At 45.6% G+C, this 14,612-nt stretch carries 14 protein-coding genes; 4 read left to right on the forward strand and 10 right to left on the reverse strand.

Going from position 1 to position 14,612, the window contains the following annotated elements; translation table 11 throughout:
- Positions 1-49 precede the first annotated feature (49 nt).
- Positions 50-1,270: a pitrilysin family protein gene (locus G7Y45_RS03955; RefSeq protein WP_005779593.1), complete on the forward strand. Its 1,221-nt coding sequence runs from the start codon at positions 50-52 to the stop codon at positions 1,268-1,270.
- 168 nt (positions 1,271-1,438) lie between these two features.
- Here the strand turns inward: G7Y45_RS03955 and G7Y45_RS03960 are convergent, their stop codons facing one another.
- Together G7Y45_RS03960 and G7Y45_RS03965 are read right to left on the reverse strand one after the other, a co-directional pair.
- Positions 1,439-1,813 (reverse strand): hypothetical protein, encoded by a 375-nt coding sequence (locus tag G7Y45_RS03960; protein WP_032536491.1) that lies wholly within the window; start codon positions 1,811-1,813, stop codon positions 1,439-1,441.
- Positions 1,814-1,978: 165 nt separating this feature from the next.
- The gene (locus tag G7Y45_RS03965) at positions 1,979-3,136 is read right to left on the reverse strand and encodes a DUF5009 domain-containing protein (protein WP_165015022.1); all 1,158 of its coding nucleotides are present in this window, start codon (positions 3,134-3,136) and stop codon (positions 1,979-1,981) included.
- A 110-nt stretch (positions 3,137-3,246) separates the two neighbouring features.
- Here G7Y45_RS03965 and G7Y45_RS03970 point away from each other — a divergent pair, with 110 nt between their 5' ends.
- Complete coding sequence (locus G7Y45_RS03970; protein WP_005779586.1) at positions 3,247-3,777, forward strand: GNAT family N-acetyltransferase; 531 nt, start codon at positions 3,247-3,249, stop codon at positions 3,775-3,777.
- Between the two features lie 134 nt (positions 3,778-3,911).
- Here G7Y45_RS03970 and uxuA read toward each other — a convergent pair whose 3' ends face one another.
- The 6 genes from uxuA to dapB form a co-directional block, all read right to left on the reverse strand.
- Positions 3,912-5,117, reverse strand: coding sequence for a mannonate dehydratase (gene uxuA / locus G7Y45_RS03975; RefSeq protein ID WP_005812313.1), 1,206 nt, complete (start codon positions 5,115-5,117; stop codon positions 3,912-3,914).
- Between the two features lie 84 nt (positions 5,118-5,201).
- Positions 5,202-6,014, reverse strand: coding sequence for an SDR family oxidoreductase (locus G7Y45_RS03980; protein WP_005779582.1), 813 nt, complete (start codon positions 6,012-6,014; stop codon positions 5,202-5,204).
- 129 nt (positions 6,015-6,143) lie between these two features.
- On the reverse strand, positions 6,144-6,788 hold the full coding sequence (locus tag G7Y45_RS03985; RefSeq protein WP_032541098.1) for a WbqC family protein: 645 nt from the start codon (positions 6,786-6,788) through the stop codon (positions 6,144-6,146).
- A 62-nt stretch (positions 6,789-6,850) separates the two neighbouring features.
- Complete coding sequence (lepB, locus tag G7Y45_RS03990; RefSeq protein WP_032541096.1) at positions 6,851-7,786, reverse strand: signal peptidase I; 936 nt, start codon at positions 7,784-7,786, stop codon at positions 6,851-6,853.
- A 6-nt stretch (positions 7,787-7,792) separates the two neighbouring features.
- Entirely contained in the window at positions 7,793-9,277 is a 1,485-nt protein-coding gene (locus G7Y45_RS03995; protein WP_005779578.1) for a S26 family signal peptidase, read from the reverse strand.
- A 4-nt stretch (positions 9,278-9,281) separates the two neighbouring features.
- Positions 9,282-10,010 carry a 4-hydroxy-tetrahydrodipicolinate reductase gene (dapB, locus tag G7Y45_RS04000; protein ID WP_005812312.1) on the reverse strand — a complete coding sequence of 243 codons (729 nt, stop codon included), beginning with the start codon at positions 10,008-10,010 and terminating at the stop codon, positions 9,282-9,284.
- A gap of 95 nt (positions 10,011-10,105) precedes the next feature.
- Here dapB and G7Y45_RS04005 point away from each other — a divergent pair, with 95 nt between their 5' ends.
- On the forward strand, positions 10,106-11,374 hold the full coding sequence (locus G7Y45_RS04005; protein WP_032541095.1) for a DUF2851 family protein: 1,269 nt from the start codon (positions 10,106-10,108) through the stop codon (positions 11,372-11,374).
- A 93-nt stretch (positions 11,375-11,467) separates the two neighbouring features.
- Positions 11,468-12,028, forward strand: coding sequence for a DUF4348 domain-containing protein (locus G7Y45_RS04010; RefSeq protein WP_005812309.1), 561 nt, complete (start codon positions 11,468-11,470; stop codon positions 12,026-12,028).
- A 277-nt stretch (positions 12,029-12,305) separates the two neighbouring features.
- Here G7Y45_RS04010 and G7Y45_RS04015 read toward each other — a convergent pair whose 3' ends face one another.
- Together G7Y45_RS04015 and G7Y45_RS04020 are read right to left on the reverse strand one after the other, a co-directional pair.
- The gene (locus G7Y45_RS04015) at positions 12,306-13,241 is read right to left on the reverse strand and encodes a tRNA-dihydrouridine synthase family protein (RefSeq protein ID WP_032541094.1); all 936 of its coding nucleotides are present in this window, start codon (positions 13,239-13,241) and stop codon (positions 12,306-12,308) included.
- Between the two features lie 6 nt (positions 13,242-13,247).
- Positions 13,248-14,468 carry a hypothetical protein gene (locus G7Y45_RS04020; RefSeq protein ID WP_005812304.1) on the reverse strand — a complete coding sequence of 407 codons (1,221 nt, stop codon included), beginning with the start codon at positions 14,466-14,468 and terminating at the stop codon, positions 13,248-13,250.
- Positions 14,469-14,612: the final 144 nt, after the last annotated feature.

Here is a 14,612-nt window from a genome sequence, read left to right on the forward strand (position 1 = left end):
TCAACCTAACTTAATAGTAAGAATGAAGCAGTTAAGTACCCGTGCAGAAATGCAATATAATATACATACCCTGTCCAACGGTCTTCGCATCATCCATGAGCCTTCGCTTTCAAAGGTGGCTTATTGTGGATTTGCCGTAGATGCCGGCACCCGTGATGAGGCTGAAAACGAACAAGGAATGGCCCACTTTGTGGAGCACCTGATTTTTAAAGGTACCCGGAAACGGAAGGCATGGCATATCCTGAATCGTATGGAGAATGTAGGAGGCGACCTGAATGCATATACCAATAAGGAAGAGACGGTGATCTATTCGGCATTCCTGACCGAACATTTTGGGCGGGCACTGGAATTGCTGGCAGATATTGTTTTTCACTCCACTTTTCCGCAGAACGAGATAGAAAAGGAGACGGAAGTGATTATCGACGAAATACAGTCATACGAAGATACTCCTTCGGAGCTTATTTTCGATGACTTTGAAGATATGATTTTCCGGAATCATCCGTTGGGACGCAACATTCTGGGCAGGCCGGAATTGCTGAAGCAATTCCGAAGCGGGGATGCGGTTGCTTTTACTTCCCGGTTCTATCAACCTTCCAATATGGTATTCTTTGTTTTGGGCAACTTCAACTTTCAGAAAATAGTCCGCCAGGTGGAGAAACTGTTGGCAGACCTTCCGTTGATTGGAGTCGATAATCACCGTACTCCGCCTCCCCTTTACGTACCGGAGCATCTGGTTGTCCATAAGGAGACCCATCAGGCGCATGTGATGATTGGCAGTAGGGGATACAATGCTTATGATGATAAACGTACCGGCTTGTATCTGCTGAATAATATTCTGGGTGGTCCGGGGATGAACAGTCGCCTGAATGTTTCTCTCCGCGAGCGAAGAGGATTGGTCTACACTGTGGAGTCCAATCTGACATCGTATACGGATACGGGAGCTTTCTGCATCTATTTTGGAACCGACCCTGCGGATGTGGATACTTGTCTGCGGTTGACTTACAAAGAACTGAAAAGGATGCGGGATGTGAAAATGACCTCTTCGCAGCTGATGGCTGCTAAAAAACAACTGATCGGGCAGATTGGAGTTGCTTCGGATAATAATGAAAATAATGCGTTGGGGATGGCAAAGACCTTCTTGCATTACCACAAGTATGAATCATCCGAATCTGTTTTCCGGCGAATCGAAGCATTAACTGCAGAAGGGTTGCTGGAGGTAGCCAATGAGATGTTCGCAGAGGAATATCTTTCTACACTGATCTACAGATAAGAAGAAAAGGAAGAGGGTGCATCTGAGGATTGACATTACTATTAGACACACAATTAATACTTATATAAATCTTTACGATGCACTCTCTGACCTTGGAATATATAAACTAAAAAAACATCATAATCAGGGCTATGCCGAATCGCATAGACACCCGTAGTACAGAAAGTGCTAAATAAGAATATGCCTGAGCGCAAATACATAGTATTTTGGTGCAGGCTTAACTCTGTTATGAAGAGTATAAAAAGAAGTGTATTCTTTGAATGTTATTAATTTCTGAGAGTCCGTCTTGGCAGCCGGATGGAGGTTATTGCTTTGTTTATACGGGTTGGCCGAATCCGAAACAGCCTTTTTGACCAGTATCCCTTGATTAAAGTCGAATAGGTCATGTCCTGAGTTATCAAAAGAAGGTATGTTGTGAGTATGGCTTTTTACGGCAGTAGTGACTGTCACCCCGTTATTGGCGGGTTGTAGAGCACTGCTTTTCTGGATACCGAATACCAAAAATAACAGGCATAGCATTAATAGTTTGATGTATGCTGCCATAATTGGCGGCAAATGTATGGATTAATACGGATCTTTACTTCGGGTGGCTTTGCTTTTTCTCGGGTTATTAATCATTTTTAATAATAGAAGATTGAACCGTCCAAAGGAGCTGACCGACAGTGGGGCCATTAGTCACCTTGGATGGTTCAGTCTGCGGAGTTTGATTTATACTTTTAGTTTAATCTTAGCTTTGACCAGTAATCCTGTGATACCGACAATAATCAGTGAGAATATGGCCGATTTCATTAATCCCGGTATGCCGCTGCCCAATGCGGTGGGGTAGTGTAATCCAAGTAGTTGTTGCATTGCATACCAGATATATGGAATGATATAGCAGGTAAGGGTTGCGGTTCCTGCCGGTTTGATAATATCGAACCAGCCGGTTTTGCCTTTTATGTCAGTCAGCCAATAGAAGAAGCCGAATGACGGGAAGAAAGCTGCCGTACAGAAGAAGAACCAGCTTGGAGTGGCTTGTATCTTTGAGATAATCCAGAAAGGATGTGAGGCAAAGCCGACTGCCAGCATAAGGAGGCCCAGACCGCATAATATCCCTATAAACTTTCCGGGGCGTTCGGGGCTGGCATATTTCTGCATCAATAGTGAAGTTAGTATGCCCGATATCCCGAATGCGTGTAATGTCATATCACTTGGTATGAATGGAAGCGGCAGGACGTCTGCATGATTCAGCAATGCCAGGGCGATAAACAGTACCCAGACGAAAAGGTTGCGTACCAGGCTTTCCCGGGTAAATAAATATACAGAGGCACAGATTACATAGGTCCAGCCAATAAGGCCCAGAATTCCCCACCATTTCTGCTGGAAAGGTGCTCCATGAAATCCTTTGTAGAGGATCAGGAAAGTCAACAGTAAAATACCTGCTGTCTTCATTCCCGTATAGAGATATTTTTTTCGGGTGGTTATCGGTTTAGGGTATACTCCCCAGATCAGGAAGAAGCCAATCACCATAATGATAGAGAACCAGGGATGGGAGAGTCCTGCCACTCCTCCGCTGTTTACAGAGAAAAGTCCCATAACAACCAGTGCCACGGTTCGCCAGAAAATATGCATAATCACTTGGAGTGGTGAATCGCCCTTTTGGTATCGGTTTTGTACCGCAAACGAAATAGACATGCCCATGCAGAACAGGAAAGCTGGGAAAATAGTATCGGAGAAGCCCAACATGTCTTCTGTCATTGCTGCGTGTCCAAGCCAATGGGGGATGTTTCTGAGTCCGGGAATATCATTCACAAAAAGCATAAGGAACATGGTGAGTGCACGGAATACATCGACCGCAGCGACTCGTTGGGGGGATGAGGTTTTCATAATGTGTTAAATTAATCAGGGGTTATGCTCACAAAGATAGCGTAAAAATGTTTAAAGTCTGCTGTCTTCCGGCTTATTCCGCTTATCTTTGCCTGAAAACCTAAAAAATTATGATGACATTAAGCCGTATTACGAGTGCTGACGATTCACGTCTGAACCGTTTGATTCCTTTGTACGAGGAGTCTTTTCCCGAAAGTGAGAGAAGAAAAATCGGGCAGTTGAAACGAATGATTGAGAACCATACCCCCATGTATTTCAATGCTATTGAATGTGATGGAGAGTTGAGTGGAATGTTTGTATACTGGGATATGGGTGACTTCTACTATTTGGAACACCTGGCTGTATTCCCGGAAATGCGGAATAAAAAGATAGGGCAGCAGGTGCTTGATTATGTGGCCGGACACCTGAAAGGACTGCGCCTGCTGGAAGTAGAGCCTACGGAAGATGAAATGACTACCCGGCGCGTGAACTATTATCGGCGTAACGGATACAAGGTGCTCGATAAAACCTATGTACAGCCTTCTTATCATGCTATGGAGAACGCCTGTCCACTTTGGATTATGGGAAATGAAGATTCTCCCCGACTGTCTGAACAGGTGGAAAGAATTAAAGAGGAAGTGTATAGGCAGCAGATAGGATGAGGCCTTATAAATGTGTCAAAACTATCGCTGGCTCCACAGAAAAACAGAGATCGAGTAGGTCTCGGTCTTAATTTCTGTGTTAATCTGTGGAGGCAGCGGTGGGTGAAAAGGTCTTTTACTGCCTTTTCGTGTTTTTAAAAGATTGATTTTGCAATTCCCATTTCCAGTCCTCTTAGCTCGGCAAGTCCGCGCAGGCGTCCAATGCAGGAGTATCCCGGATTTGTTTTCTTCTTTAAATCGTCCACCATTTGGTGTCCATGATCCGGACGCATGGGGATAGATACTTTTCTTCTCTGTTGTAATTCAAGGAAAGCTTTCATGACCCGATACATATCTACGTCTCCTTCCAGGTGGTTGGCTTCGTAGAAATTTCCTTCGGAATCTCGCTGAGTGCTTCGGAAGTGGACAAAATTGATACGATCGCCGAATTGTTTCATCATACCTTCCAGGTCGTTGGCACTGCTTACTCCAAGTGATCCGGTACAGAGACAAAGCCCGTTCGATTCATTAGGCACAGCATCGATCAGTGCCTGAAAATCGGCCGCACAACTCATGATACGCGGTAAACCCAGAATGGGGCAGGGTGGGTCATCCGGATGAATCACCAGCTTTACACCGGCCTCGTCTGCTACCGCAGTCACTTCTTTCAGGAAGTAGATTAAGTGGGCACGTAGCTTATCCGCGTCGATACCTTTGTAACGATTCAGTTCCTGTTGAAACTGCTCCAGCGTGAAACTCTCTTCCGAACCGGGAAGTCCGGCAATCATATTACGGACAAGGAGTTGTTTCTCCGTTGCGTCCATCTGTTCGAAACGAATTTTTGCTTTGGCTTTTTCTTCATCGGTATAGTCGTTCTCTGCACCCGGTCGTTTCAGTAAGAAAAGATCGAAAGCGATAAAAGCGGCACGTTCAAAACGAAGTGCTTTGGAGCCATCGGGTAGGGTATAGGCAAGATCGGTGCGAGTCCAGTCGAGTACGGGCATAAAATTGTAGGTAACGATATGAATGCCACATTTACCGAGGTTACGTAAGCTCTCTTTGTAGTTTTCGATGTATTTTCTGTAATCGCCTGTCTGGGTTTTGATGTGCTCGTGTACCGGGACACTTTCTACTACCGACCATCGCAGACCGACGGATTCGATCAGTTCCTTTCGTTTCATAATTTCTTCTACAGTCCATACTTCGCCATTAGGGATGTGGTGGAGAGCGTTGACAATTCCCGTAGCTCCGGCTTGTTTAATGTCCCAAAGGCTGACAGGATCATCCGGTCCATACCAGCGCCAGGTTTGTTCGGAAAGAAAGAGTTTACTCTTTGATGAAGTGATATAAGGTTGATTCATAAGTCATTTTTTACTTTTGAAAGTAGGTTTAATCATTCTGTTTGTTTTACCTCTGGGGAGGGAAGATGTATGGGAGAGGCCTCTTTACATTGCAAAAGCATTGAATCCGCCGTCCACTATGGCCACAGTGCCCGTTACGAAGCTTGCTGCGTCGCTGATCAGGTATTGTATTGTGCCGCATAACTCTTCAGCGCGTCCCATACGTCCGAATGGGGTTTGGCGGATGACATCCTGTCCCCGTTGAGTATATGTTCCGTCCGGATTGGTTAGTAAAGTGCGGTTCTGCTCTGTCAGGAAGAAACCGGGGGCAATGGCATTTATACGGATTCCTTCACCAAACTTTTTGGCAATTTCTGTGGCCATAAATGCGGTAAAGTTGGAAATGCCTGCTTTGGAAGCCGAATAACCGGCCACACGTGTCAAAGGACGGAAAGCTGCCATTGAGGAGAAATTGACAATAGCTCCACTTTTCTGCTCTGTCATCGGTTTTAGAAATACTTGTGTCGGCAATACGGTACCGGTCAGATTAAGATCCACTACCTTCTGAAATTCATCTATTTTCAGATCGAAGATGTCACTTGCCGGTGCAATCGTAGCTCCCGGCATATTGCCGCCTGCCGCATTGAGCAATGCGTCTACCCGCCCATAAGCTTTCAATATATCTGCCAGGTTCTGTTCAAGGATGTTCCGGTCGAGTACATTGGTTGCCAGGAACAGAGCTTCGCCCCCTTTGGCGCATATTGTTTTTACTATCTCGTTGCCCACTTCGGCTTTACGTCCGAGGATAACGACCTTGGCACCTTCTTCTGCCAGATGGACTGCAATTGTTTTTCCCAATACTCCTGTTCCACCGGTAATGACCACTACCTTATCCTTTACACTAAATAAGTTTGCCATACTATTATATTTTAAGTTTAAACTTCTTCTTCTATAGCTCCGTTATCGTACACGCAGCATGCAAATATAGTTATAAAGTTGATGGAACGGTTCAAAAAAGGAAGGAAATTAATTTTTGGTCAACTCCTTTTATCGGGGATTGGCTATTGTTTGTTGCAGTATTAACAAACTTTCCGGTCCCATATTGAATAAGAGGTCGATGATACTCAGGTTGGGCAGGAATCCGTGGCGGGTTTCGAAAACCTGATAGTAAGGTTGGGGAATAAATTCCGGATCGGCTTGGCGGAAATTCTTTTTGGGATGGATGGCTTCCCGGAAGTCTATTTCGTTCGGGGCGAAGTCCGCTTTATATTCGGTGGTTCGTTCCGTATCAGGTTGTATATCTATCAGCTTGCATACAAGCCGGCACAATTCTTCATTGAAATCTGTGAGGAATTCATATTTCTTTTCATAGAAAGGGCGAAAATCGTCTTTATAATATTCAAAAAAAGGGGTGCTGTTATAGGCCGATTCCATTGCATTCCAGTGCAGATGCCTCCAGTTGCCATGGTCGGAAATCCGGATATCCTTCATCGGACATTTCGGGTTTTCCGGTTTTACGGTAGGAACAGAAAGTGCCAGTTCTCCCTCCGGACCTGCAATAGTACAGCGGTTCCGGTAGGTCTGTTTCATGTAATGATCGTGCTGCTCGATGAATATTTTATCGTAATTCAACAGTTTACTATAATATTCTACGGGTGCCAGATAGGCAGAAGAGAGATAAGCGACTTTCATGGGTAGTTGATACTTTGTGATTACTTGGTTGCTGATATATAATTTGTGGTTTGTGGGACTGACTACTTCACCGGTTGGAAGAATCGGTTCCAGCGGTATCCGTTGAAGATTCCCGTATGGTCTTTCTTTGAGAACCAGATTCGCGAAGCTTTCCCAATGACATGATCTTGCGGCACAAAGCCGAACAAGCGGGAATCGGAGAGATTTACCGAGTTATTGGAAGCCATCCAGTAATAATCTTTGGTAAAATAGCAATGCTGTGAAGGGTGACCTTCAATGTAGAGCGTATCGTTCCGGATTTCCGCTTGTTTGCCTTCATGCAACACCAGCGTATTCCGCAACAGGGTCCTGTTCCACGGATAAACTCTGACGGCCTTTCCCTTGCCAGGGATGATGAGCGGTTTAGTTTCTTCCTGCCGGCTTTGGCTCAGAGGTTGTATCCAGCTTTTTCCGTTCATCGCCTGTTCAAGCAGATAATATTCGTAACGGCTGAAGCTTCGTACATTCTTGCCTTCATGCTGCCCCATCAGTTCATTGGAGCCGATGGAAAGAATGGAAAGTAGTGAGTCTAACTGCTGTTCCTTGGTCTGTGGATAAGTGTAGAGTTGTTTCCGGTCCGGTCCGAGTTGTGTGTTGCGGTCTACTACATTGAATAGTGAATCGATAAGCAAAGTATCTCCCGGTACACCGATACACCGGCTGATATAGATTTCTCTCCGGTCGATGACCGGTTCTTTGATAGCCGCGGGATTATTGAATACGACGATGTCGTCTTTATCAATGCGCCTTGGATTCCAGCGGTGGTAGGAGAACAGTGACATATAAGGTGCCCGAAGTCCGTAGCTCCACTTATTGACCAGAATACGTTCGCCTTGGAAAAGGGAGTTCTCCATGCCCGATGAAGGTATCAGGCATGAGGTAAAAGCAAAGCCGCGGAGCAATAATACGATAACTATTGCTCCGGCAAATGCTATAATCCATTTAAATCCCTTTCTCATTACTACTTAGTCTACCCACTTAAAGATGCGGTTCCAGCGGATTTTACCGTCAAACCAGCCACGGTCTTTATCCAATGACAGCCATACGACGATCGGTTTACCTACTACGTGGTCTTCGGGTACGAATCCCCAATAACGGGAATCAGCCGAATTATGCCGGTTATCACCCATCATCCAGTAATAATCCAACTGGAAAGTATACTGGTCTGTCTTCACACCGTTAATGTAGATTCCGTCTTCTTTCTGTTCCAGTTTATTGCCTTCGTAGGCAGTGATGCAACGTTCGTAGATAGGCAGATTATCCGGAGTCAGCGTGATAGTGGCTCCCTTTGCCGGAATCCAGATAGGGCCGTAATTGCTGCGGTTCCAGTGAGTATATAAATTCAGAGGATACATGTCTCCGGCATAATCTTCCGGCTCTATCACGATTTTGCTGATCAACTTTTTGTTGGCGGACAGAGTATCATACATTTTTTTTGTGAGCGGAAGGTGATATACAGGATTCAGCCTGCCTTGGGCGTTTCGTCCATCCATTCCTAACTCAACCAACCCTTCTTCATAACCTGCTCCTTCGGGAGTTAATCCCTGGTCGGCTTTACTGATCCCCAGTTCGCGGAACATCTCTTCTGTGATATACGGACCCGTAGTTTGCACAAAGTAGTTGAATTGCAGGTTCTCAGGGTTTTCTATTGCCTTCCCGTCAATCATCACCTGACCGTTGATAATTTGGAGTGTATCGCCCGGCAGCCCTACACAACGTTTTACGTAATTCTCCCGGCGGTCCACCGGACGGGTGACAACTTTGCCATACCGTTGGGGATTGGACATTATTTCTTTTCGTCCGGCATTGTAATATAAATCGTATACTGTTTTCTGTTGTTCCCGGGTCAGACTGTCCATATTGATCGGATTCGGATAAATCTGCTTCCCGATGTTGTATGCCAGTGTATAAAAGTCGGCATCCGGAAAGTTCAGCGCAACAGTGTCTCCTGCAGGGAAGTTAAACACTACAATATCGTTCAGTTTTACTTTACCGAACCCGGGCACACGTTTGTATTTCCACTGAGGCCACTCAATGTACGACTTGGTGTTCAGTATCGGCAGTGTATGCTGTGCCAATGGCATCGATAGCGGAGTATTCGGTACACGGGGACCATAGCTCATCTTGCTTACATACAGGAAGTCTCCCACCAGCAATGATTTTTCCAGTGAGGAGGATGGGATCTGATAATTCTGAAAGATATAGATGTTCACGAAATATACTGCCACCAAAGCGAAAACGATGGCATCTACCCAACTCATTACGCTTCGGACAGTCGGGTTCTTTGACTTCTTCCAGAATGACCAGGGGATTTTCTTGGTAATGTAAACATCGAAAATAAAAGGAACCACAATCAGTCCCCACCAGCTTTTCACCCAGATCAGAAAGATCAGATAAAGAAGAATGGCAATGGAACACTTTATCCATTGAGTACGTGTTGCTTTTCTCATGATGTTAGTCTTTTAAGAATGGGAATAAATCGCTCATACCCAGATAGCCTTCATGGGTTGCTGTGTATTCTGCGGCAAGTACCGCACCCAAAGCAAAACCTCCCCGGTTTTTGGCATCGTGGGTGATGGAGATACTGTCCGCCTCCGAATCGTAACGGATGGTGTGGATACCGAATACTTCGCCTTCACGGATGGAGTGAATCGGCAACTCGTTCGCTGAGTGTGCTTCCTCTTTTACCCAAACGTTTTTACGTTCCATGTTTTCAAGAATACCTTCTGCCAGCGTGATGGCCGTTCCGCTTGGTGCATCGAGCTTGTGCACGTGGTGGGTTTCACTCATGGTCACGTCATATGCTGGGAACTGGTTCATTATTTTAGCCAGATACTTATTGACTGCCGAGAAGATGGCTACGCCCAGGCTGAAATTGGATGACCAGAACAGGGTTTTTCCACCTTTGCTGCATAGTTCCTTTACTTCATCGCCGTGCTCTGCCATCCATCCGGTACTGCCCGAAACTAACTTTACACCTGCTTTGAAAGCTCTCATATAATTGCTGTAGGCTACCATGGGATTAGTGAACTCAATAGCCACATCTGCCGATTTAAACGCTTCGGATTCGAAATCATCCTGATTATTGATGTCGATAATGCTGACAATTTCGTGTCCGCGACTGAGGGCTACTTTTTCGATTTCCCTGCCCATTTTTCCGTAACCTATTAATGCTATTTTCATTGTTTTACTGACTTTATAGACTTTATATCCAAAATATTAGTCGCAAAGATAGGATTTTTATTACATTTGTCGAGCACATTAACGTCTTGTTAACAATGGAACACCTCCTACACTATGTGTGGAAACACAAAATCTTTCCTCTTCATGAACTGCAAACAACCACCGGGCTGCCTGTTGAAGTGATTGATACGGGACTGCCGAATCCTAATGCAGGCCCCGATTTTTTTAATGCCAAACTAAAGATTGACGGTACGCTTTGGGTAGGTAATGTCGAAATACATGCAGTCTCTTCCGATTGGTTCCGTCACGGGCATGATCATGATATAGCCTATGACTCAGTGATTTTACACATTGCCACGGAAATAGATTGTGAGATATACCGCACCAATGGTGAACCTGTCCCGCAACTCCGGTTGGCTTGTCCCCGCCGGGTGAAGGAACATTATGACGAGCTTTGCCGGGCAGACGTACATCCACCTTGCTATTCGATCTTGGAAACTCTTTCCAAACTAACGGTTCATTCCTGGCTGACAGCTTTACAGACCGAGCGTTTCGATCAGAAGAACCAGACCATATCCCGGCGGCTTCAGCGCTGCAACCAACATTGGGAGGACGCCTTTTTCATCACGCTGGCACGTAATTTTGGTTTCGGACTGAATGGAGATGCTTTTGAAGCCTGGGCGAATCTGCTTCCGTTCCGCTCCATCGATAAGCATCGTGACGACCTGACACAAGTGGAGGCTTTCTTCTTTGGACAGGCCGGTTTGCTGGAGGGAGAACCTGTTGACGATTATTTCAGTTGGATGCAGAAGGAATTCCGTTATCTGCAACATAAGTTTGAACTTCCGCCGGTGATGAATGCTTCTTTGTGGCGTTTTCTCCGTCTTCGTCCCGGCAATTTTCCACATGTGAGGCTGGCACAACTGGCTTCCCTATATTACAAAGAGCGTTCCCTGTTTTCACGTGTCATGGAAGCGCAAACCCTGAAAGAGTTAAAGTCGATCTTCTCCGGTCATACTTCTGCTTATTGGGAGGAGCACTTCATGTTTGGCAGGACCTCTCCCCGGAAGGAGAAAAGCATCGGTTCCGGTGCAAGGGAACTGATCATTATCAATACGGTCATACCTTTTCTGTATGCTTACGGTTTGCATAAGGCAGACGAAAGGTTGTGTGAACGCGCAGCTTCATTGCTTGAAGAGTTGAAAGCTGAAAACAACTACGTCACCCGCATGTGGAGCGAAGCCGGAATTCCTGTCCGGACAGCAGCGGACAGTCAGGCGTTGTTACAGTTACAGAAGGAATATTGCGACAAGAAGAAATGTCTTTATTGCCGCTTCGGATATGAATACCTGAAACATAAATAATTCTGTCCTTCCCGATTGGATATTAGGAAGATATATTATCTTTGCCCGCTGAAAATGCGGGGTGGGATTCCCCGTCTTAATAACCCATTCATTATGAAAGTGAAAAGATTTGTGCTTTGTCTGTTTATGCTTACCCTGATGGGAGGCATTTGCTTTATTTCCTGTGGAAATACTTCGAAAGCGAAGGCAGAGAGTGCCGCTACTGCGGAAACGGCTGATGAACCTTTCCAGACGTTTCTGAAGAAGTTCACCTCAAGTGCTTCTTTCCAGTATACCCGTGTGAAGTTTCCGTTAAAAACTCCCATCACTCTGATGACGGACGATGGAAATAGCGAGAAAACCTTCCCCTTTACACAAGAGAAATGGCCGTTGCTGGATGGCGAGACTCTAAAAGAGGAACGCATTACCCAGGAGGAAGGAGGAATCTATGTTTCTAAATTTACGGTGAACGAACCTACCCATAAAGAGTTTGAAGCTGGGTATGAGGAGTCGGAAGTTGACTTACGTGTGATATTCGACTTGATTGACGGTAAATGGTATGTAACTGATTGCTATACCGGGTGGTATGGATACGATCTGCCGATTGACGACTTGAATGAAACTGTGAAGCAGGTGAAAGAAGAGAATCAGACTTTTAAAGAATTGCATCCATAGAGAATCTGGTATCAGGGGGAGGATCACTCAGGGACTCCCTCTCTTTTAAAGAAAAGATAGGTTACTGCTCCAAGATATGCAAGTCGACTAACATCGCCGTGTACTGGTCAAGATTTTACGTACCGGAGTAAATGGCTTTACATGCCGACGTAAAAGCCTTTACATGTCGGGGTAAATGCTTTTACATCGAAAGGAAAATACAGGTAAATATAATTTGCTGACTATCAGTGGTAATGAAACGGATGCCAAACTACGCATTGTCCGGATGAACTTTCTGTCAGAATGCCGAACGGACGGCAATGTTGTATTTGGTGAGCGTAGTGCTTTTATGGATAGCTTTCCAACTTTTCCGGTCGATCTGTGGAGCCAGATACTCCCAGAATGTTTTCATCTTGGTTACCAGTTGCGCTTCGCCACCTTGTATCTGCTCTTCATAATGAAGGAAAACGGCTGTGTGCAGTGCCTTAAGCTTTTCATGCCACTCTTCGGGAGAAAGCTTTCTGCCTTCTTTGTACTCCCAGCCTAATGCAGGGTTTGTCAGTAATCCGCGTCCGATCATCACTCCGGCAAGGCTTGGGAACTTGTCGGTAATGCGGTGGATGTCTGTTACGGTCAGGATATCTCCATTATAGACTACGGGATGTCTGCATGCTTCGTAGAAAGAGGTAAATCCCTCCATGTCTACCTCACCTTTGTATTGCTGGATGCCCAACCGGGGATGGAGGGTGATTTCGGTCAGGGGAGCAGCGTTAAGCAACGGTATCAGTGACAGGCATTCATCCGGTTTTTCCCATCCCAGACGCATCTTTACCGAAAAGCGTATGTCGGGAAATTGTTCCGTTTGTTTTAGCAATGCCTCCACCTTGTCGGGATAAGGCAGCATGCCGGACCCGCATTGCCGTTTTGCCAACATCGGGAAAGGACAGCCGAGATTGATGTCTATCTCCCGATAGCCCTGTTCGATGAAGAGGGCGATCATACGCTCTGTTTTATCCGCTTCGGAGGCTATGAGTTGCGGGATAAGGCGGGCCACCCGGTTGTTTTCGGGTAGAATGTCTCGAACGTCTTTGTGGCGGAACTCTCCCCGGTCTACTCGTACAAAAGGAGTATGATAGACATCTATGCCGCCGAAAACGGCGGCATGGGCATTACGATAGGCTGCCTCGGTATATCCCTGAAGCGGAGCGAAGTGGATAGGTAATGTATTATTCATCTGTTTTTAAAACATAAACATGGCTACACCTACGATACGGTTGTTACCGATGGAATGTGTATCGATGATTTTGCCGTTTTTAAGATTCAGTGAACCGTAAGCAGCGGAAGTATAGGTATATTCCACTCCAAACTTCCAGTGATTGACGTTGTATGTCAGTTCGGCTCCGGCAGTTACTACCTGGTCTACATTGGTTCCTGTTCCGTACAGTTGACCGGATGCTAAAGCATCACTTGTCCCCAGATTCTTGACATATCCCAGGAAGATGCCCGGTTTCCATTTCTGTCCGTATACAACGTTCAGCCATGAACTGGATACCCGGATCGGTGTATATTTCTGTTCTCCGGTCTGCTTATCGATCGATTTGATTCCGAATCCACCGAGCATCGAAGTTTGTGTCAGATTAGAGCCCAATACGGTTTTGGCCCCTACAAACCAGTCTTTATTGCTGTATTTTACATGTCCTTCATAAGATAAAGTGGTGATGCGTTCGTTCACTTTATAAACTTTATCATCTATTTTAGACTCTGTACGGGGTTTCAGAGAGAGAAGTTCTATGCCTGCTCCGGCTATCCATCCGTTGGCTTTATAATCGAGTCCCAGATAGAATTCGGGGACACAGCTGTTCTTTATATAAGCCTGGCTCTTGCCCGCAATGCCTTGCGATAAATACTGCGATTGCCAGATTGCGGCTCCTGTCAGTTGGAATCCCTTATGTGTATAGCGATAGCGAATTTGAGGGGCACGGCTGAATGGCTGGAAAGGTGCACCCACCGAAAGATTCAGTATTTGTGGTGATACGTCACCGAACAGCGGATGCCAGGTTTGGCCGAGTAAGAGAGCTGAACGTCCCCAATCCAGGTTCAGGTAGGCATGGCGTAAGCGGATGGTGGAGTAGGAAGTTCCTGAGCCGCGGAAGTCCACTTCTACTTTGGCAGAAGTCATGGCACGTCCCAATTTAGGGCCGGCTACGTCTATTCCCAGGCGGGTATATAAGGTATAAAAGCTACCGTTGGCAGTTGCGTTCAGGTCCTTGCCGTTTTCATCGAGTACTTCGTCTTTGGGATACATGTAAAACAATCCGTCTACTGTCTCTTCGTTAGCACGGCTGTTGTAATAAAGGTCTGTGCGAATCTGTCCGTAAAACTTATAACTAAAGTCTTTCTTTTGAGCAAAACTGCTTACTGCCATCATCAGGCAGGCAGATAAAATTAGATGCTTCTTCATTTTTTGTGTTATTTGTTAGATACAATGGGGATTTACCCGTTGAAGTTATTATCTTAAATCAATGTAAGATGGTTGTTTCACGCTGCAAAGGTAAGGAAATCATCTGACTGACCATGAAAAAGGATACCCGAAAGTAAACGTTTT

This window comes from Bacteroides sp. ZJ-18, from assembly GCF_011038705.2.
GTDB classification, from domain to species: domain Bacteria; phylum Bacteroidota; class Bacteroidia; order Bacteroidales; family Bacteroidaceae; genus Bacteroides; species Bacteroides hominis.